Origin of the sequence: Labrenzia sp. VG12, from assembly GCF_002237595.1 — a bacterium.
Classification (GTDB): Bacteria; Pseudomonadota; Alphaproteobacteria; order Rhizobiales; family Stappiaceae; genus Roseibium.
This window is the reverse complement of the sequence record NZ_CP022529.1, coordinates 2,362,823-2,382,302: the sequence shown is the minus strand read 5'-3', so window position 1 is coordinate 2,382,302 and position 19,480 is coordinate 2,362,823. Positions and strand designations below refer to the sequence as shown.

Annotated in this window: 18 protein-coding genes; 5 read left to right on the top strand and 13 right to left on the bottom strand. The window is 60.6% G+C overall.

Features of this window, described 5'->3' with window-relative positions; all coding sequences use genetic code 11:
* Nucleotides 1-43: 43 nt before the first annotated feature.
* Together CHH27_RS11145 and CHH27_RS11140 are read left to right on the top strand one after the other, a co-directional pair.
* A complete protein-coding gene (locus tag CHH27_RS11145) occupies nt 44-460 on the top strand; it encodes a 4-oxalocrotonate tautomerase (RefSeq protein WP_094071654.1) in 417 nt (138 codons plus the stop codon).
* A gap of 30 nt (nt 461-490) precedes the next feature.
* Nucleotides 491-847 carry a hypothetical protein gene (locus CHH27_RS11140; RefSeq protein ID WP_157738867.1) on the top strand — a complete coding sequence of 119 codons (357 nt, stop codon included), beginning with the start codon at nt 491-493 and terminating at the stop codon, nt 845-847.
* A gap of 169 nt (nt 848-1,016) precedes the next feature.
* Here the strand turns inward: CHH27_RS11140 and CHH27_RS11135 are convergent, their stop codons facing one another.
* The 8 genes from CHH27_RS11135 to CHH27_RS11100 form a co-directional block, all read right to left on the bottom strand.
* Nucleotides 1,017-1,562, bottom strand: a complete 546-nt coding sequence (locus tag CHH27_RS11135; protein WP_198338400.1) for an adenylate kinase — start codon at nt 1,560-1,562, stop codon at nt 1,017-1,019.
* 162 nt (nt 1,563-1,724) lie between these two features.
* Nucleotides 1,725-3,569: a tetratricopeptide repeat protein gene (locus tag CHH27_RS11130; protein WP_094071652.1), complete on the bottom strand. Its 1,845-nt coding sequence runs from the start codon at nt 3,567-3,569 to the stop codon at nt 1,725-1,727.
* Between the two features lie 32 nt (nt 3,570-3,601).
* On the bottom strand, nt 3,602-4,243 hold the full coding sequence (locus CHH27_RS11125) for a DUF3540 domain-containing protein (RefSeq protein WP_094071651.1): 642 nt from the start codon (nt 4,241-4,243) through the stop codon (nt 3,602-3,604).
* Between the two features lie 78 nt (nt 4,244-4,321).
* On the bottom strand, nt 4,322-4,723 hold the full coding sequence (locus tag CHH27_RS11120; RefSeq protein ID WP_094071650.1) for a PAAR-like domain-containing protein: 402 nt from the start codon (nt 4,721-4,723) through the stop codon (nt 4,322-4,324).
* Nucleotides 4,723-5,844: a pentapeptide repeat-containing protein gene (locus CHH27_RS11115; protein WP_094071649.1), complete on the bottom strand. Its 1,122-nt coding sequence runs from the start codon at nt 5,842-5,844 to the stop codon at nt 4,723-4,725. The genes CHH27_RS11120 and CHH27_RS11115 overlap by 1 nt, the downstream gene beginning before the upstream one ends.
* On the bottom strand, nt 5,837-8,968 hold the full coding sequence (locus CHH27_RS11110) for a DUF2169 domain-containing protein (protein ID WP_094071648.1): 3,132 nt from the start codon (nt 8,966-8,968) through the stop codon (nt 5,837-5,839). The genes CHH27_RS11115 and CHH27_RS11110 overlap by 8 nt, the downstream gene beginning before the upstream one ends.
* Before the next feature lie 92 nt (nt 8,969-9,060).
* Nucleotides 9,061-9,978, bottom strand: coding sequence for a hypothetical protein (locus tag CHH27_RS11105; protein ID WP_157738866.1), 918 nt, complete (start codon nt 9,976-9,978; stop codon nt 9,061-9,063).
* A gap of 520 nt (nt 9,979-10,498) precedes the next feature.
* Nucleotides 10,499-12,055, bottom strand: coding sequence for a 2-isopropylmalate synthase (locus CHH27_RS11100; RefSeq protein ID WP_094071646.1), 1,557 nt, complete (start codon nt 12,053-12,055; stop codon nt 10,499-10,501).
* A gap of 723 nt (nt 12,056-12,778) precedes the next feature.
* Between CHH27_RS11100 and CHH27_RS11095 the strand changes: the two genes are divergently transcribed.
* Nucleotides 12,779-14,236 carry an ATP-binding protein gene (locus CHH27_RS11095; RefSeq protein ID WP_198338399.1) on the top strand — a complete coding sequence of 486 codons (1,458 nt, stop codon included), beginning with the start codon at nt 12,779-12,781 and terminating at the stop codon, nt 14,234-14,236.
* Nucleotides 14,230-14,751 carry an ATP-binding protein gene (locus tag CHH27_RS27935; RefSeq protein ID WP_247646214.1) on the top strand — a complete coding sequence of 174 codons (522 nt, stop codon included), beginning with the start codon at nt 14,230-14,232 and terminating at the stop codon, nt 14,749-14,751. Before CHH27_RS11095 ends, CHH27_RS27935 begins: the two co-directional genes overlap by 7 nt.
* 83 nt (nt 14,752-14,834) lie before the next feature.
* Here CHH27_RS27935 and CHH27_RS11090 read toward each other — a convergent pair whose 3' ends face one another.
* From CHH27_RS11090 to CHH27_RS11080, 3 genes are read right to left on the bottom strand one after another with little or no spacing between them, the layout of a single operon-like run.
* Complete coding sequence (locus CHH27_RS11090) at nt 14,835-15,542, bottom strand: DUF899 domain-containing protein (protein ID WP_094071645.1); 708 nt, start codon at nt 15,540-15,542, stop codon at nt 14,835-14,837.
* A 2-nt stretch (nt 15,543-15,544) separates the two neighbouring features.
* The gene (locus CHH27_RS11085) at nt 15,545-16,057 is read right to left on the bottom strand and encodes an SRPBCC domain-containing protein (protein WP_094071644.1); all 513 of its coding nucleotides are present in this window, start codon (nt 16,055-16,057) and stop codon (nt 15,545-15,547) included.
* Entirely contained in the window at nt 16,054-16,377 is a 324-nt protein-coding gene (locus CHH27_RS11080) for a helix-turn-helix transcriptional regulator (RefSeq protein WP_247646213.1), read from the bottom strand. The genes CHH27_RS11085 and CHH27_RS11080 overlap by 4 nt, the downstream gene beginning before the upstream one ends.
* A gap of 147 nt (nt 16,378-16,524) precedes the next feature.
* On the opposite strand from CHH27_RS11080, the gene CHH27_RS11075 reads away from it, so the two are divergent.
* A complete protein-coding gene (locus CHH27_RS11075) occupies nt 16,525-17,175 on the top strand; it encodes a glutathione S-transferase family protein (RefSeq protein WP_094071643.1) in 651 nt (216 codons plus the stop codon).
* A gap of 43 nt (nt 17,176-17,218) precedes the next feature.
* Here the strand turns inward: CHH27_RS11075 and CHH27_RS11070 are convergent, their stop codons facing one another.
* Nucleotides 17,219-18,130 carry a PhzF family phenazine biosynthesis protein gene (locus tag CHH27_RS11070; RefSeq protein WP_094071642.1) on the bottom strand — a complete coding sequence of 304 codons (912 nt, stop codon included), beginning with the start codon at nt 18,128-18,130 and terminating at the stop codon, nt 17,219-17,221.
* A 195-nt stretch (nt 18,131-18,325) separates the two neighbouring features.
* A complete protein-coding gene (locus CHH27_RS11065; RefSeq protein ID WP_094071641.1) occupies nt 18,326-19,477 on the bottom strand; it encodes a GNAT family N-acetyltransferase in 1,152 nt (383 codons plus the stop codon).
* Between the last annotated feature and the right edge of the window lie 3 nt (nt 19,478-19,480).

Below are 19,480 nucleotides of genomic sequence, written 5' to 3'. Positions count from 1 at the left end.
ACCAAATATAACGAACGTTATATTTCTTGAAGGGAGCAGAACCATGCCACTTGCACTGAACTACACGGAAGGTGTCCTGACCGAGGAAGCCGGCCGGTTGGCCGGAAAGAAAATCACCGACGCTTTCCTGAAATGGCACGGCCTTGCCGGCAACGCCGTCATGACGCCCAACGTCACCATGCAGATCCAGGCGCTGCCGCATGGTGGAGCCCTCTCCGGGGGCGAACCGGTCAAGGGCGCCTGGCTGGAATGCAAGACACCGTCCTTTGCCCTGGCCGACCGGGACATCCAGGTCGGCTTCTTCAAGGAGGCGACCGACATCATCGCCGATGCCGCCGAGGGGCGGCTGCCGCGGGAGAAGATCTGGTCGAACCTTGTTCACACGGTGGACGGGACCTGGAACCTGGACGGCGAGGCGATGACCAATCAGCAGCTTTCCGAGCGCCTTGCCAAAGGCTGAGTGTCAGACAGAATTCAAGGGATCAAACACATGAAAACGTTTCGAACCACACTGGCGGCAGCTGCTGCCATGATGATGACGGCTCTGCCTGCCATGGCCGACGACTGCCTGGAGATCGGAGGCGCCGCCATTCCGAATTTCTTTGCCGAAGGCGAGGGAAAGCCGGTGATCATCTCCGCGACGCTGATGGGGTCGGTGACCAATGCGTCCGGCAAGATCCTGGAGCAGCGCGTCACGGAAACCGGACTTGAAATGGAGATGGAACACTATTTCGGCCGCGCGGACGGTGGAGCGATATACACCAAAGATGTCGGCATCCTGACCGCGGTTCCAGGCAGGCCTGGTCGCTACATGATTGAAATCAGTTATGATGTTCAGGAAGGCTAGGGGCGGGGCACATTGTCCGACTATGGCGGCAGCTTCACCAGCTACGGCCCGGTGGATCTGCGCAATCCGCAGGATCTGCAGGGCCTGGTTCGCTATTCCGGTGAACTCTGCAAGTGACCGGTCAGAGGAGAGGGGCCGTGTTGCGGCCCCTTTTCCGGCAAAGGGAGCTTCAGATCCCGATCGACTTTTTCAGTCCGGCAAGAAAACGCGCCAATTGCCGTGGCCGGGTAAAAATGTAGCTCTTGCCGGCAAATGAGTGGATGCCCGCAAGGTCTTTCTCGCGGTGGTCTTCCCTGTAGTTCAGAACGAAACGGAAAAACGGCCAGTCGATCCGTTCAACACAGCCTTCGGGCAATTCGCCTCCGCGGGATTTGCCGTGTCCGAACAAGGTGCGCCGCGCCACTCTCGTGGCACACAGCAGGGTGGAAAAATCCAGATAAATCAGCGTGTCCGCTGCCGCGAGGCGCAGGTCGAGCGTGTCGGCAAAGTTGCCGTCCATGATCCAACGAGGCCTGGCGACCAGTTCCTGAATGGTCGCGCGCCAGGCTGCCTTTGTCGGATGTTGCCAGCCCGGCAGCCAGTAATGGCTGTCCAGGTGAATGACCGGCAGCCCGGTCAGCTGGCCGAGTGCGCGTGCAGCCTGTGACTTGCCGGAGCCCGGGCAACCGGCAATCAGGACCCTGTTCATGTTCTGGGCAGTCAGTTCTTGCTCCAACGCCCGCCTCTTCCTGGTTCCAGGCAATCAGGATCGGCCGATAGCACAGCGGATGTTCCTGGGGCGAAGCCGATGGGCGCTGGAAAACGGCCGTTCCAGTATTTTTCATAGCATTTCAGCAGCCCCCCTGTCAGGGGGGGGCGGATGGAGCAACCCGACCGGTCAGATCCCCTTGTGAAACCGCCCGGCAATTTCTTCGGAGAGTTCTGGAAGAAGCGTTGCCCAGTGACCGGCCCTCGGAGAGCGGATGACATCAAGGCTCGGATACCAGATGCTGCGACCCTCTTCTGAAAACCAGTACCAGGGCGCGACACGCGGGACGAGTGCCAGGCCGGGCGTTCCGGAGGCGCCCGCCGCATGCAGTATGATGCCGTCCGGACCGACGACATAATCCAGCACCTGCACCAGTGCCGCCAGATCTTCGAGCTGTTCGATATGACGACCGGCGTCGATGATACCCTTGTGGCCGGCGAGCTGGGACCGGCTGTGGTCCCAGATGGTGCTGACCAAGGTTCCGGGCAACGGAGGCAGGCCGGAGAGCAGGCTGTCCAGGGTCAGACCGGGCGGGGCTTCATTCCAGGCGATCCCGATCCAGGGTCTGGGATACTCCGACAAGGCGTCGCGCCACCGTCGCAGGCGATCTTCGCGCGCCGGCAGATAAGGCGTGGACCCCGTCAGACCACCACGCATTTGAGCCGGCACGGCCAGCAGACCAGAGACCGGAAAGGTCCCTGATATCGCGGGTTGCAGCTGGTTTGTCACCTGGGTATCGCTCGGCAGAAAGGTGTCGAAACCGAACAGCCGCACAAGACCGGCCAGAGTTGCCGCACCAATCACGGGCGTTTGCGTTCCTTGTCCGGCGGCGCTGATAAACCGGGCCATCACCATGAATTCCAGGTTGCTCAGACCGGGATCGACCACCATCGCCGAAGAGCGGAGATGGTTCGCCAGCGCCTCCTCGTCCGGCTTCTTGGCCGCATCCGAACCCGACAGATTGAGCACCTCTGGCAGCCTGTCCAGCTGACCCGTTGCAAGATACGTTTCCCGGAGCACGCTCAACAGCCGGGCCCTGTCGGGCTCTTCCAGCCGGTCGCTGTTGCCAAGCAGCGGTTCCAGAAGTTGCAGGGTCTTTTCCGGTTCCCCGGCCAGACCGTAGGCGGTTCCAAGCGTCAGAACGGCTTCCATGCGGTTCTTCGACGCCTTGGCAACCGGTGCGAAATCCCGCAGGGCTTCTTCGGCCTCACCGCGCTCTGCCTTGATCCGGATGTAACAGAGCCAGGCGGGCATGGAGTCCGGAAACAGTGTCTTGACCCGGTCGGCAAACCGCAACGCTTCCGTCAACTGGCCGGTTGCCGCGGCATTGTTGGCGAGCGCCAGCAGGTATTCCGGGTTGGCCGGATCCTGCAAGTGTGCCTTCTGGAGAAATCCAGCGGCTTCCCCGTGATCCGCCAGGACAGTCAGGAGCTGACCGACAAGAGCGTTGAGAGCAGCATCGTCGGGATCAAGCGCATGGGCCTCGCGTGCCGAGGCAAGAGCGGGGGCAAACAGACCGATCGAGAAGTAGAGCCGGGCGATGCCATGCAGGATGTCCTGGCTTTCTGTCTGCGCTCGAACGGTATTCAAAAGGACTTCCACGTCGGCGAGGGCGCCGGCAGCAGCCAGTAATTCGGCTTTGAGCAGTGCAGCCTGGACATGATGGGGATCGATCGCCAGAGCCCGATCAGCCAGACGCTCCGCCTCGCCGGGATTGTCGCCTGCGAGGGCCACTTTTGCGGCAAGGGCCAGGAAACCGGCATCCCGCTCGCTCTGCGCTGTTGCCTTTGTCAGAAGAGACTGGGCCGATTGCAGGTCGCCTCTGGCAAGGCTTGTCTCGATCAGGCCGGTGAGGGCTTCCGGATGTCCGGGGGAAATGTCGAGGATGCTTTCAAACAGCAAGGCTGCGTTGTCATGCCTGCCGGCGGCCGCGTGGTCGCGCGCTGCCTGAAGTCTGTCATCCACCAGAAGCATTGTTTACCCTGTCGCCGTGTTCCTGCTGCAGCTCAGCCGATGCTGACACGTTCGGCATCAAGACGAACATCTTCCTTGGCGGTGATCAGAGACACGTCGCTGTTCTGCGTGGCGACACTGTCGATGTTCTGAACCAGAATACCGGCCTTGAGCGTCTCGGTTTCCTTGATCGCACTGCTGCGGCTCTGTGCGGTCGTGGTGATTGTGCGGGCATTGACCATCTTGTCGACATAGGTCTCAAGGGACCGGCTGAAATTGGTCACCAGCTGCTTGCCGGTCTGCATCAGGCTTTCGGTCAGGACAGTCAGCCGGCGGGCGCTCACCTTCACGTCCGGAGCAGAGAGAGCGAGGCTGCCCTTGGTGGTCAGGGCAACATCCTTTGCACCTGTCACGCCGATTTCAGCCGTGACGGTGGCTTCCCGGGCCAGAACGGATAGCATGAAGGACTGCTCGGGGCCGCTATAGACCAGAACCGTGTCGCCAATGACCGGTGCCAGCAGACAGCTCGTGGCCTGAACCGCATGGATCTGTTCGCCCGTGTCCAGCGTCACCATGGCTTCCACTTCTGTAAGCAGTGCCTTGACCGTCCCGGTCTGAAGTCCGGCGCTCGCGGCAGGGTCCTGCTGTGCTGTTTTTGCGACCGGTTCCATTTGGCTCTGGGTCTTCGGGGTCATGAGCAGCTCACTGTCTTCAAATGGTGTGTCAAGTCTATCAGATTTCGGTGGAACCGAGAGGCCGTCGGTCCAGGTTGATCAACTCAGGCACAGGACTCGAATCTGTGACGGAGAAAGGGTCAATCCGACGGAGTTCGGCGACAGGCCATTTTGAGCGGTCGGGTCCATCAGCGAACGGGTCGCGGGCATGCATTGGAAAAACAGTTTGAATGAGCCCAGAATGTTGCGGCTGTTGGAACACACCATGCCGGAGGCGACACCGGGACCGGGGCCACTGATCGTGACCGGGGCAATGTTTGCCATGTTATGCACCGGCGTGCACATGACATAGGTGCGAAGACATGTCGGGATCTCGGTCGCGCGCATGCCCATGGACATCAGCGGTATCGGCATGGGACCGGCTGGCGTTGTTTGCAGGTAGACATCGGGGACCGAGAAATCCATGCCCGGCAGAGGTCCCTGGGTGTTCACGAAAGGCATCAGAGGTTCTCTCCTGTGGCCGGGGTTTCGCCATGCAGGGCGACCCGGTCTGTCCGGTACAATTCTGCAATCAGTCGTTCAGTGTCGGTTTCTATGCGACTGCCCGATGTGCCGAGCATCACAGTTTGCTCGGTTTTAGCGCCGTGAAACTTGGTGTTGTAAAAGCGGCCTGCCGTCAGTGAGGCGCCGGACAGGTCCGCATGCGAGAGTTCAGCCTGGGCGAGGTCACACTCGTCGAAGAGTGCCGCCCGGCAATCGGCTTCCAGAAAGACGGCGGAGAACATCTGAGACCTGTTGAAACGGGCCGCGGACAGGCCTGCGCCGGCGAAATTCGCCAAAGACAACTGGCTTCCGGACAGGTCGACACCGTCCAGCTTGCTGTTTGTGAATCCGGTCGTGTTGGCCGTGACACCTTTCAGGCTGGCACCTTCAAAGTCGCACTCGGCGAACACCGACGCTGTCAGGTTCGCACCGTCCATCCGGGTGCCCTTGAACGCGCCCTTGTGGAATGTGCAATGCTGCCAGGACTGGCCGGCAAGATCGAGGCCGGAGAGGTTCGCGTCGGCAAACAGGGCGATGTCGATATGCGCCCCGGTAATGTCGACCGGCCGCAGGTCGGCTTCACTCAGCATGAAATTCGACAGGGTCGCGTTGGCAAAACTGGCGCCCTTGATGTCCGGCGCGATCATGGCGGCCCGATAGAAGCTGGTGCCCGAAAAATCGGCGTTGGACAGGTTCGGCTGCGCGAAGGAAATCTCGGTGAAGGTGCTGCCCTCAAAGGCGCAACCACTGGCATCGCCGCCGACAACCTGAAGCCGTTCAACGTGAGTGTCCCGCAGCTGTGCTCCCGGCAGGTCGCAGCCGACAAGCTGGGTGTTGTAGAGATTGCAGCGGTTGAACGTTGCTGCATTCAGTTGACAGGAAACGATCTGGGCCTCGGACAGGTCGGCGCCTGAGAAATCGCAGCCCGTGAGGTTGCAGTCGATGAAGCGGATGCCGCTAAGGTCCTCACCCGCGAAGGAGTGACCCGCCGCATCGCGCATCATGATCGGCTGTTCATGAGCGTGAAAGGCCAGAACGTCTTCGCGCGATATCGGCTTTCTGTCTGGTTTGTCAGGCATGGCTCTGTTGCTCCATCAGGGTCAGTCCCAGATTTGCGCCGGTCAGATCGCAACCTGCCAGTTTGGTGTCCAGAAGGTTTGCTGCATAGAGATTGGCCGCCCGCATCGAACAATTCCGCAGATCCGCGCCAGTCAGCGCCGCCATGAACAGATTGGCGCCAAAGAAGTCGCTGCCCTGGAAGTTGGATTTTCCGAACATCGAATTGCGAAAGGCTGCCAATCGGAAGTCGTTGCCTTTCAGGTCGCAGGCATTGAAAAAACAGGTATCCCCTTTCGCCCGCAGGAAGCAGCACTCTTCCATTTTCGCGGTGTTGAAGGAGCTTTCCTTTGCGTCGAGCCGGTCAAAACGGGCCCCGGTCAGATCGCAATTGCCCATGAAACCGACGGAGAGCCATTTGCCGTTCCGGCCGTCGGCTCCCGCTGCGTTGACTTCCACAAAACCGATCCGTTCCAGGTCGCTGCCGGTCAGGTCCAGACCCGTCATCGGCACCATGACGAACATGGTGCGGAGGATTTTGGAAGAGGGCAGGCCAATGCCGTCGGCACTTCCGGACAGGAACTGGCAGTCGGTGATCCGGCTTTGCGTCAGTTCGACATTGTCCAGCGTCGTTTCGATGAAGCGAACCTTGTCCAATTCGACGTTACTGCCTGCAGTTCCGGAGAAATTGGCCTGAAAGATCATCAGATCAACGAGCCTGGCCCTGTCCAGACGCATGTTCTTGGCGCGCACCCGGCTGAGATTGGCATGGGTCAGGTCGGCCCTGGTAAAATCCGTCCCGTCGAGCGTCGCACCGGTAAAGACAGCGCCGGTCAGGTCGGCACCGGCAAAACTGGCTCCGGTCAGATCGGCTCTTTCAAAAAACGTGTCGGTCAGGTCCAGTCCGCTGAAATCAACGCCGCGCAGGTCTGCGCCGGCCAGGTCTGCGCCGTGGAACGCGTGACCGGCCTTCAGCTTTTCCGCGATCAGGGTGCCGAGGCGCACCGGCACGCCTTCCGGCAGGGGATCAAGCGGAAAAAGAGGTGTTGGCGACTGGTGGCGGGCCATGGCCATGTTCTCGTCGACCGTGACGTCGGCTTCTTCAAGCCTTGCCATGGTCATGTCAACAGCCGCGGGAACCGCGTCGGACGGGGATTGTCCGGCCGCGGGTTGCATCGCTCCGGTATCGGCCTCGGCAGCCTTGCCCATCAGCGCGTCCAGCATGTCGTTGAACGTGTCCTTGGCCACCGGAAGCGATCCGGTCTGGCTCAGGGTCTGGTCCAGTTGCGTTTCCAGAGCGCCCTTGTCGAGCCCGTCCAGGCTGGCGCCTGCCTTTTGAACGTCATTGGTTGCCTGGGTATCGGTGTTCAGCTGGTCGAGACCGACAAGGTCCATATCACTGAGCGCCTGCCGGAGATCCGCCAGAATGCTGCCTTCCGGCTGGCGCAACGCGCGGGCCACCGCCTTGTCGTATGCCACCTCGATGTCATCCTGAGAGGCGCCTTGCGGTTCACCGAACAAGTCGGCGAGGCCGTCAAGGGAAGGTTCGAGGCCGGCGGTCGCATCCGCCCCCGCGTCACTGGACGTCTCCCGCTGCGTTTTCAGTGCGTTCAGCTGACTGCTGAGCTGGTTCAATCCGTCGACAAGGTCCGGATCCAGTTCAACATCCGCATACCGTTGGACCAGGTCATCGTCGACAATCGGGGTTTCGAGATTGGCCGGCAGGCGTCCTGAAGGGGCGGCGGCAACAACGGCCCGCCGCTGCAGCTCGGCGCGCACCATTTCCCGGTCGCGTTTTTCCAGAAGCGCTTCTTCCACGGCCTTGACGTCGTCCAGCAGGGCGGCGACGTCCAGTTCACCTTTTTCCAGGTCTTCGCGGGTTGGCTGGGCAATCAGGGGCAGGTCGTCGGCGATGCCGGATTGCTGCTCAGGGAAGATGTCCTTGGGCAGGCCTTCGTCCTCGAGCATCTTGCCGATGGCCCAGTCCTGATTGTCCTTGAACTTCTGACGGTCGGCTGCCGCCTTGTCGAGCTTTGCCTGCTGCCGTTCGTTCCAGATGGCGGCATCAATTTCGGGCATCAGCTGATAGTCGGCGAGCGCGTATTTGTGGCCGTCTTCCTTGGACCGGCGTTTCCGGTGAATATCCGCGTAATAGGCGTGGTCGCGCGACGTCTGCCCGGTTTCTTCCACCGCGACCATGATCGAGGCGATGTCTTCTGCAAACCGGTCTTCGGCCCGAATGAGACCACGGAATGTCAGGACAGCCTTCTGCACATTCGGGAACAATGTGACGGTGTCGCAGCGCATGCCGGTTTCATGCAGGGAGCCGTCCTTCACCAGCTCGTAAAAACAGCGCGCCGTCACATACGGCAGCTGACCGCCGACCGTTGTTTCTCCGCGTGACATACCGGAGATCGCAAAGCTTTCCCCCCCGTTGAAAAACGCGTCAAATCGCTGATCATGCGGTGCTTCGCAGTGATAGAGCGGGTTGAAATCTTCGGGTTTCAGCGGTGAGACCTTGTCGATCCAGTGCTGGTCGTAGGTGCCAAGCAAGGTGATCCGTGCCGGATCATCCGCTGCGATCGGACCAAAATGGACCGGCGTGGGCCGATCTTCTATGGACTTGATCAAACGCGCGGGATTTTCAACGTTGGGAAGCGGGGCATCAAAGCCGGATTCCACAAGAATGGAGGCCCCATACCCCTTGCCGCGCGGATTGTGGGCAAAACCCTGGCCTCCAAAGGCCTGAATGTCGCCGATCGGCATCTTCAGGAACGGCGTCGGCCGGCTCATCTGGACGCCCTCGTCGGTCAGGCGCCAGAACCGGTCACCGAAGACGGCCAGCTTCTTTTGGAAAGACCCGAACCGGGCGGTGACTTCGACACCCTCGACAGGGGCTTCCGTGGGCGACAGCGCACAGCCGGCGATGATCAGTTCCGCCTTCGGCTTGGCCTGACCCTTGTCGAAGATGGCGCCGTTCGGCATTTGCTCGGCGACCATCGGCCAGAGCGCCTGTTCGGTGAGGAAGCGCTTCGGATCCGAAAAATCAAACAGGGCATAGGCAGAGACGGTGGTCAGGGCACCGTCCCGTGACAGCTCTGTCTGCTGGGCCACGGAGATCCGCGAGGGTTTTATGATTGCTGGCAAGCTGCTCTCTCACCGTCGTCTGTTTGTCCTTGGGCCAGCCGCAAACGCCCGGAGGCTTGACGGCAGGCCATGCATTATACGGGGAGACCGGTTCAGACGTAACAGCTGAGGTTGCCGAGCTTGACGTCACAGCCGAAGTTCTTGAGTTCCGCCTGGACGCTCTGGACATGCAGTTCCTTGCGCTTGGCTTCAAGCCGGGTCGCCTCGGCTTTCAGACCCTGCAGGCCGACCATGATCTCGTCCCATTCGGCAGAGCAATCAGTGGCACCGAACTTGGCCGTCAGTTTTTTCATGACGATGCCCTTCAGGTCGATCTGGGTGCCCTTCCAGTTCAGTGAGACCCAGTCGGACAGGAAGTTGAACTTGTCGAACTGCATGCGCACACCGTAGACGGATTCCATGATGCCACCGTAATAGGTGGTCATGTTGAACCCGTAGGTGCTGTTGAAATCCCAGCCGAATTTGTGGGTTTCGTAGGAGTCCTTGTACTTGATCAGGTGCCACTTCTCATAAGTGTGCTTGGACTTGCCTTTGATGTCGCGGTCTTCTTCGTCGCATTCGACCTTCAGCTTCTTGGCGCAGGTCACCGTCATGTTGCCGGTTTCGGTCGTCAGGGCGTAGTTGTTCTGGACCGCGTGAGACATGTCCCCATTGACATCCATCGTGTGGCTGCCGTTGGTCTTCTGGTGATAGTTCCCGGTTTCCAGGTACATGCGCTCGGCGGCCTTCACGAGGACGCGGCCGTCGCAGGACATCATGATGCCCTCGGCACCGCCGGCGGCATTGGTATAGACGGAACTGTCATTGCCTTCGTCGGTGATATGCTGCGCGGGGAACAGGTCGCTCTGATGATTGTGATCAAAGACCCGTTTTTCGACGTCGGAATACTCTCCGAGCCGCAGGAAGGCACCGACATTATCGGTTGAAGCGGAATTGCTGTTGGACGGAACGAGGTAGAACATCGTCCGGCGGGCAGGGGGGGCATTGTGACCGTGGGGGCGTCGAGCCATCGGTATGTCTCCAAGTGTCTTTTTGTTCTGTTGGAACTTGTCAGCCCTGCAGCAGTCAATTCCTTGTTGGTCGGGTGCGGAAGGTCCGCGTCTTGCAAGCCGGCGCTTATGTCACAGAACCGCACCATATCGTAGAGTGATAGTGCGGAAAGGGTTAAGGTCCGGTTCGCTTTCTGTGTGGCACCCGAGCCAGGGTCAGTACATATATCCTTCGTTTATTCGGCACATTTACCGTGTGACCGATGCCCCATCGTCGTCACATGGCTGTAACATTGCACTTGATCACGCCATTGGTAAATTTCAAGAGGCTGAAAAATCCCGACCACAAAAAAATAGCCGTCGAAGATCTTTCCGGCTGACACACCAGGGAACTCCGCGATGCCGACAAGGGTGCGCAGCGATCCTCAAGGCCGTGTTTTCATGAGGTTCCCGGCCAAAGGAAAGCCCCCGCAGCGTCTACCTGAAAGGCACGGCTGCAGGGGCTGACGGTCCGTTAAGCCTGTTTGGCAATTGCGGGCGGTTATACCGCCTGCAGGGCGCCCGGGTTGCCGGTCTGCTGGCGCAGGGCCAGTTTGTTCATGGCCGAGACATAGGCACGGGCGGAGGCGACCAGCGTGTCGGTGTCCGCGCCCTTGCCGGTGGCGATCCGTCCTTCAGCTTCCAGGCGCACGGAGACTTCCGCCTGTGCGTCCGTGCCTTCAGTGACCGCGTGCACCTGGTAGAGCGACAGGGTCGCTTCATGCGGCACGATGCCCTTGATGGCGTTGAAGGTGGCGTCGACCGGGCCGTCGCCCGTGGCTTCCTTGGTGATGTGCTGGCCGTTGACATCCATGGTCAGGATGGCTTTCTGTGGGCCGCCGGTGCCGGCAATCACGGTCAGTGCGATCACCTTGGTGCTTTCGCCCAGGATGTTGATCTCGTCCTCGACCAGAGCCTCGATGTCCTCGTCATAGACATGCTTCTTGCGGTCGGCCAGGTCCTTGAAGCGGCGGAAGGCGTCCTGCAGGGCGTTGTCGCCCAGTTCGAAGCCCAGTTCCTTCAGCTTGTCGCGGAAGGCATGGCGGCCGGAATGCTTGCCCATGACCAGCGACGTTGCTTTCACGCCGACGTCTTCCGGGCGCATGATCTCGTAGGTCTCGGCATTTTTCAGCATGCCGTCCTGGTGAATGCCGCTCTCGTGGGCAAAGGCGTTCTTGCCGACAATAGCCTTGTTGTACTGGACGGCGAAGCCGGAGGCGCCGGCGACCATCTTGGACGCACGCACCATGAATTGCGGGTCGATCTGGGTGGCGTAGGGCAGAACGTCCGCGCGGGTGCGGATTGCCATGACGATCTCTTCCAGCGCCGCATTGCCGGCCCGTTCGCCGAGGCCGTTGATGGTGCATTCGATCTGGCGCGCGCCGCCGGCGACGCCTGCCAGGGAGTTGGCAACCGCCAGCCCCAGGTCGTCATGGCAATGGACGGAGAAGATCGCCTTGTCGCTGTCCGGCACGCGTTCGCGGATCTGCTCGAACATGGCCTTGTATTCTTCCGGCGTGGCATAGCCGACGGTGTCCGGCAGGTTGATGGTGGTGGCGCCGCACTTGATGGCCGCTTCCACGCAGCGGCACAGATAGTCGATCGGTGTGCGGGTCGCGTCCATGGCGGACCATTCGACATCGTCGATCAGGTTGCGCGAGCGGGTCACCGTGTCGGTGATGATCGACAACACTTCCTCTTCGGTCTTGTTCATCTGGAACTTCAGATGGATCGGAGAGGTCGACACGAACGTGTGGATGCGGCCCTTGCCGGCGTGTTTGACGGCTTCGCCGCATCGGTCGATATCGGCGTGGATGGCGCGGGCCAGACCGGCAATCACCGAGTTTTTCGAGCGGCGGGCGATTTCGCTGACAGCTTCGAAGTCGCCGTTTGATGCGATCGGAAAGCCGGCTTCGATGATGTCGACGCCCATGTCGTCGAGAATTTCGGCAATCTGCAGCTTCTCTTCCAGCGTCATCGATGCGCCGGGCGATTGTTCGCCGTCACGCAAGGTGGTGTCGAAGATCCTGATCTGGTCCTTCTCGGAAGTGGTCGTCATGATGTTTCGTCCCTGGCTTGGATCGGCGCTTAAAGGCGGTATTGGGCTGGCGGGCGCGATCCGATTGTCGTGATGCGGTTTTGAAAAACTCTCCCCTAAGTGCCCGTTCCGCTGAAGATCACGCGGAGCAGCCGACGCTCAGGGGCATCTAAGAAGGAGGAGATCGCCAAGTAGGAGGAGGCCGCCGCGCTGGGTCAGCGCGATCGCAGAAGAACCGGAAATGTCGCGAGCCGCGATCATGGGTCTGCCTTGGGCCTTTGGTCGTCTTCAAACTGGTCGTCCGTCAAAGGTGGCGCAAAAGCGTGACCCGACGGTTAACGGGTTCTGTTCATAAGTCAGCTTGGAAAATGTTGCAACCGGCTTTTGCCGGGCTGTCCTCAGGCGATTTCGCGCAGCAATGAGATGTGACCCATGTGCAACGGTGTCTCTTTTTGGCATCTGGGACCAGTGTTGCCGGTTGATGCCGGCACGTCTGGCCGGTATGTAACCGCCATCCCGCGCCACCAATGCGGCGTAACGAGGAGACATGCATTGCTGGATTTAGACACCCTGCCGGGTCTGCGCTTCGCCGCCTTCCAGTCTCTGCCGTAAACACATTCCCATGTGCTGCGGTCGGGACAGGATCCGAGACGACCGCGTAACCCTCAAAACTGAAGATACCGACTGGAACTCGCATCGGGTGAATGACCCCGGTGGCGATCCGATCTGGGTCATGGGACGATCATGAACGAATATCAATTGGTGAAGGCCATGCTGCTCCATGTGAGCCGCGGGCTTTCCGAAGAGGCCCCTTTGGCAAAAGCGCTGAAGGACTGGTGCCTCGACAATCTGGTCTGGCTTGACCTTGGCATTCGCAAGCGCGAGGCCAAGAACTGGGGCAATCTGCAAGAAGTGCTGCAGGGCTGGCGACTGCCTGAAGCGCCGGCACCCTATGTCATGGAGATCGCCGACACGCTGGCCGAACTTCTCGGGCTGGACACGGAAAACAGCACCTTGCTGGCCCTGCTGATCGGTTGCGACCGGCTGCCGAAACTACAGAGCCTGTCGGAGGCGGTGACGGCAAAGGGCGTCGACCTGCCGGTGCTACTGGCAGAGCTGTGCGGTGTCTCGGCGCACGAGTCCTTGCGCTTTGTCCGGCGCAGCCCGGTGTTCCGGCTTGGTTTGATCGGATTTCAGGTCTGCCGCTCCGGGGCGGTTGCCGTCGATATCAAGTGGACGCTTGAAAGACTGCTCGACCGGGCGCCGAGCCAGGGTGACGAATTTGTCGATGCCCTGATCGGTCCGCGTCATCAGACCAGCCTGTCCCTAAAGGATTTCGCCGAAGTCCCGGACGTGTCTTTCCTTGCAAGCCTGATCACCGGCGCCGTCAGGGAAGGCGCCAAGGGCGTCAACATTCTTGTCTACGGACCGCCCGGCACGGGCAAAACGGAACTCGCCCGTGTGCTCGGCGCCGAGGCGGAGCTGCGTCTGCATGCCGTTGGCGAGGTCGATGACGATGGCGAGGAACCGACGCGCTACGACCGGGTCAGTGCGCTCCTGTTGGCGCAGCGTGTGCTGAAGGACAAGAAAGAGGCCGTGCTTCTGTTCGATGAAATGGAGGATTTCATCGGCGATGCCCAGCCAAGCCCGGGCGATTTCATGATGCGCCGGGACGGCAGCAAGGTTTTCATCAACCGGATGCTGGAAAACAACCCGGTTCCGGTCATCTGGACGACCAATGCCGTCGGCAACATGGATGACGCCATCCTGCGCCGGATGAGTTATGTGCTGAAGATGGACTATCCGACGCGCAAGGCTCGCCGGCGCATCGCGGAGACGATCTGCAAGGACGAGCAAGTTGCCTTTTCGAAGGACATTGCGGCGCTTGTTGAAAGCGCTGAAGAGACGACCACGATCCTGCGCAACGCTGCCAGGGCGTCGAAGCTGGCCGGTCAGGACGGCAATGTCGAGCAGGCCGCCACGGCTCTGGTCAAGACGCTGCGCGGTGGTGTGCTGCCGAACAACAATGCTCAGGGTATCGATCTGGATCTCTATAACACCGAGCCTTCGCTCAGCGCTGTGCTGGATGGCATCGCCTCGTGTGGCCACAGCGATGTCTCGCTCTTGCTCAGCGGTCCCCGGGGACCGGCAAGACGGCGTTCGCCCATCACTTTGCTGACCGCCTGGACAAGCCGTTGCTGACGAAACGGGCCTCGGACCTTCTGTCCAAGTGGGTTGGCGGAACCGAGCGCAACATCGCGGACGCTTTTGCCGACGCGCGCTATGAACAGGGGGTGTTGTTCTTCGATGAGGCGGACAGCCTGATGTTCGACCGGGGCACGGCTCAGGCAAGTTGGGAGGCGGGGCAGGTCAATGAGCTGCTTTCCTGGCTCGACCGTCATGACCAGCCTGTCCTGGCCGCGACCAACTTTGCCTCCAAACTGGATGCGGCGACCCTGCGCCGGTTTGATTTCAAGCTGGAGCTGAAACCCCTGGAGCGGACCGGTCTTGCTTATGCGTTCCGCAAATTCTTCGGTGCAGAGGCGCCTGAGGAGGTTCTCCGCCTGCGCAATCTGACACCGGGCGACTTTGCGGTGGTGAAAAAGCAGCTTCGCTTCACGGCGGATCCTTCCGTTCAGGACATTGCGTCCGCCCTGGTGAAGGAAGCGCGATTGAAGCCGGAAACCGGCATGGCGATCGGTTTCCTGGGAAGCTGATCCTCATGAGCGCGTGGCCTCAAACCGGTTGGGTGCAAAATGTGAAAACCCCGGCTATCGGCCGGGGTTTTCTTCATTGCCAGTCAGGCCTCCGCGTCATACCGGTCCCGCCGGCGCAACCAGGCCATGGGCCAGGGAAGGCCGTCTTCGTGGCGGCCCATCGGCGTCAGATCGAGCAGGTTATAGGCCATGTTCAGGATGTCGAGACCGCGGCCATAGGTGGAATAGGAATGGGCGATGCGCCCGTCCTCCAGCTTCAAAAAGGTACTGACGCCCGGTAGTTCCTCGGAAAAGGCAGCGTCCGTGTAGTTGTAGCCCTGGCCGTTCCGGACTTCCTTGCCCGGGAAGGTGACGCCGAAATCTGTACTGAAGTCGTTTCCGGCGGTCGACACCCAGGCAAAACTCCATCCCATGCGCTTCTTGTAGGCGTCCAGCTTGGCAAGCGGGGCATTCGAGGTAGCGACCAGGGCCGTGTCACGGGCTGCCAGGTGAATGTCCAGCGTGTCGTAATTGTCCGCCCAGAAGGAACAGCTCGGACAGCCTTCTTCCCAGTCCTCGCCGAACATGAAGTGATAGACGATCAGCTGCCTGCTCGGGCCAAACAGGTCGGACAGCGTCTTTTTCCCGTCCGGTGTCTCGAAGACATAGTTCTTGTCGACGATGACCATTGGCAGGTCGCGGCGGGCCGCGGAAAGGGCATCGCGCTCCTTGGTAAAGTCCTTTTCCCTGGACAGGAGTTTCTTGCGGGCCTCCAGCCATTCGTCCCGGCTGACAATTTGCGGTGCGGACATTTTCAATCTCCCGGTTCGCGTTCCAGTTCCATGACAAAATCGGCAAGCCGCTCGAAACAGCCGTTCCAGCCGGCGCCGACACCATGGCGGGCGTCTTCGGTCTTGATGGCCTCATGGCAGAGCCTGACTTCGGTGGCCTTGCCTGCAGCCGTGAAGGTCACGGCCACCCTGGACGTGTCGGTGGTTTCGCGTGTTCCGTCGGCAAACTCCTTTACGTGCCGCCAGCTGAACTCCAGGCGGCTGGGCGGGTCGATGACCAGATATTCGCCTTCGAAATGAATCTGGTTTTCGTCGGACCGGTCAATCACGAAGCACCATTTGCCGCCCACCTTGAGGTCGATCTGGACCTCTTCCAGACTGCCGGACTTCGGGATGAACCAGCTGCAGACGTCGCGCGGATCGGTGAAGGCCCTAAAGACACGTTCCGGTGCAGCCCTGAACAGGCCCTCGATGATGATCGGGTCTCGGCCCGGTGCCGATTTCAGGTATTCCCTGGAAGGCTGGTCTGCGGTCATGATTGGGTGTCCTCCTTGGCAAGATGACGGGCGAGCGCATCGAAGCGGTCGATCCAGAAACTTTCATATTTGCTGAGCCAGTCGACGGCTTCCTTGATTGGAGCGCCGCGCAGCCGGCAGTGACGGGTTCGACCGCGTTTCTCGATGTCGACCAGTCCGGCGTCCGACAACACCCGCAGATGCTTGGAAACCGCCGTCAGCGACATGTCGAACGGTGCCGCCAGTTCCGACAAGGGTGTCTCACCATCTGCCAGGCGGGCGACAATCGCCCGCCGGGTGCCGTCGCTGAGCGCTGCAAATGTGGCGTCGAGTTGGGGCATGTGCGTCACAGTCATAAAGTGAACCTTTTGGTTGACTATCATCTCATTCCATTATAGTCAACCACTAGGTTGAGTAAAGGGCCGGTCCGTGGCCCGGGCTCATCCGGCCGCAGGAAAGCTGCGGAAACCAATTGAGGAGTTGTACCGATGAAGCTTTACATTACCGATCTGTCGCCCAACAGCCGCCGTGTCCTGGCCGCCCTGGGGCATCTTGGTTTCAAGGGAGAAACCGAGATCCAGAAATTCGACATCCTCAATGGCGAGCAGCGCACCGAGGCCTTTCGGGCGGTCAACCCGAACCTGAAAGTGCCGGTGCTGACAGATGGCGACCTCAATCTCTGGGAAGCCAATCCGATCATGATCTATCTTGCAGACAAGGCCGGCGCGGACAGCTTCTGTCCGTCAGATCCGCGCGGGCGCATAGAGATCCTGCGCTGGATGTCCTGGGAAGTGCAGCACTACAACCGCGCCCTTGGGGACATCGTCTGGGAAACCGTGGCCAAGCCGGCATTCGGCATGGGCGCGCCGGATCAGACGAAGATTGACGCTGCGCTTGAGAATTACCACCGCTTTGCCGCGGTGCTGAACGACCATCTTGCGGGCCGCGATTTCATTCTCGGGGAGAACGTGACGGTGGCGGATTTCGCGGTCGGTGCGGTCTCGGCGCTCGCGCTGCATCCTCAGTCACAGGTGCCGCTGGACGACTACCCGCATGTCAAAGCCTGGTATCTGCGGCTTGAGGGCGTTCCGGCCTGGCAGGCCACGGCGCCAAGAGCACCGGCAGAAGCTGCCGAATGATCCGTCAACCTGGTGGTGGCCGGGGTCGGCCACCACCAACTGATTAAAGAAACAGCTCGCCCCGGGCCACCAGCGTGGCCTGGCCGCCGATCCTGACGGCATGCATGCCGCCGTTTTCAATGTCGATTTCCAGATCGATCAGCGACGGGCGCCCCATTTCAAATCCTTGCTCAATGCGGATGTGATGGGTGCCGTTGGGCAGGTCGTCGTAATAGTCGACCACACCGGCAAAGGCGGCTGCGGCCGAGCCCGTTGCCGGATCTTCCGGAATGCCCATGTCGGGCGCGAACAGGCGGGCGTGAAAGGCGCTGTCGTGGGAGCGCGTTTCCCGGCAATAGACATAGGCGTCCGTGTGACCGTTCTTGCCAAAGCCCGCCTTCCACATGGACGGCACGGGCTTGGCCCGGGCAAGGGCGTCCAGATCGCGCACGGGAACGAAGGTGAAGGGCGGCCCAACCTGGAAACGGGACGGTGCGTGGTTCTCGAAGCCGATGTCGCTCGGCTCCAGATTGAGGGCTGCGGCAATCAGTTCGGCATTGTGGGTCGGTCCTGCCGGTTCAGGCAATTGCGGCACGTCGAACTCGGCGAAGGCGGCTGCGTTCTCGCGCAGAATGACCGCGCAGCGCACGGTGCCGATCTGCTGCCGCAACACGACCACGGCGTCCTGTTCTCCGGCGATGTCTCCAAAACGCTCCTTGGCCATCAGGATCGCCGTGCCGACGGTGGGGTGGCCGGCAAAGGGCAGCTCCATCTTGGGCGTGAAGATGCGCATGTTGGCCGAATGACCGGGATTTTCCGGAGGAAACACGAACACCGTCTCGGAGAGGTTGAACTCACCGGCGATCTTCTGCATCTGCTCGTCGCTGAGGCCTTCCGAGTCCAGCACCACGGCCAGAGGATTGCCGGCCAGGCTTGTGTTGGTGAAGACATCCAGGATCGCGTAGCGACGGCTCATGTATCGTATCTCCCTAGAGCAATCTGCCGGAGCAAGCCTTGGGCCGCGTAACCGTTGCCACGGAGGCAATCGAGTCGCGTTTCGACGCGGTCAAGGCGAGCGGACTTTTGCATGTTAGCGCACGTCCTGCCAGTGTTAAGTGCTCCAAGATGGTGAACAATTTCTTGCGCCAGACCTGTTGGAACCGCCGGGCAGCTACGTCAGCAAGTAGCGGGCGATCGAGCGTGCATAGGAGATCATGGCCGGGTCCTGAAGGTCTGCGAGGGACCGGACAATCCTGACATCCGACAGTTCCTGCTCTCTCGAGGCGGCTGAAAACCGCAGGATTGACTCTCGGACCGTTTCGGCCTTTTCGGGAACATCAAGGACGAGCCCGAGCGAGATCCTTGATCCGTCGAACGTGACCAGCAGATCCCTTGCCGATACGTCGTTCTTGCCAAGGCCGGTTTCTTCTTCAAGTTCCCGATAGATCGCCCCGACAACGTCCACACGGCCGTCATCTAGAAGGTCGGTCGGATCGAGATTGCCACCGGGTGGATAGATGAGACCTGCTGTGGCAGTCCGCTCTGACATCACACCGAAGAGCAGGGCGCCATCGGAGGCGCGCAGGATGGCGGAACCGAACAGGTTGAACGAGGAGGCATCTGGCGCGCCCCAGTCCCGCCAGGCGAGATAGGCGGCAAAGGAACATTCCGCACAGGTGCCTTTGAAGATGCCGTTCTCGAAGTGGTAACCGGTCAGCTTCAGCGTGCGGCCGTTCCACAGCAGCGCAATGCGTTTTTTTGCTTCCTCAAAGTGTTCCTCAATGGCGTCTTCGTTCGTGATCTCGAATTTCCAGGGGGCGGAAGAGACATGAATGTCCAGAGATGAGACCTGGTGCACACTCGGTGCCAGCCATTTTTCCATGAGCGGAATCTCCTTTCCGGGAGACATCTCGCTGGGCCGCGTTGAAAGCGTGGTAAAACCCCGTTTCTCGTAAAAGGGGCCGGCGTGGGCGTCCGCTTCGAGATAGAGCCGCGGCAGGCCTTGTTCCCTTGCCTTGTCCTCGGACCTTGTCAGCAGCAGGTCGCCAATGCCCTGTCCCTGGGCTTCAGGCGCGACGAACAGGAAGTCGACCAGCAGGGTGTCGTCTCCCTGTTGGGTCACGCCGGAGAAGGCAACCGCCACCCCGTCTTTTTCGGCAACCGTAACGGTGAGAGACCGGATGGTCGCCTCGGTGATGCGCCAGTGTTCGCGAAATTCCGCCATCAAGTCTGGCGTGTAACCCCAGGACGCTTTCGCGCGGTGGAGAATGTCGGTGAGAGCCGGGGCGTCGGAGAGTTTGGCAGGGCGGAGTTTCAGGGGCATGGT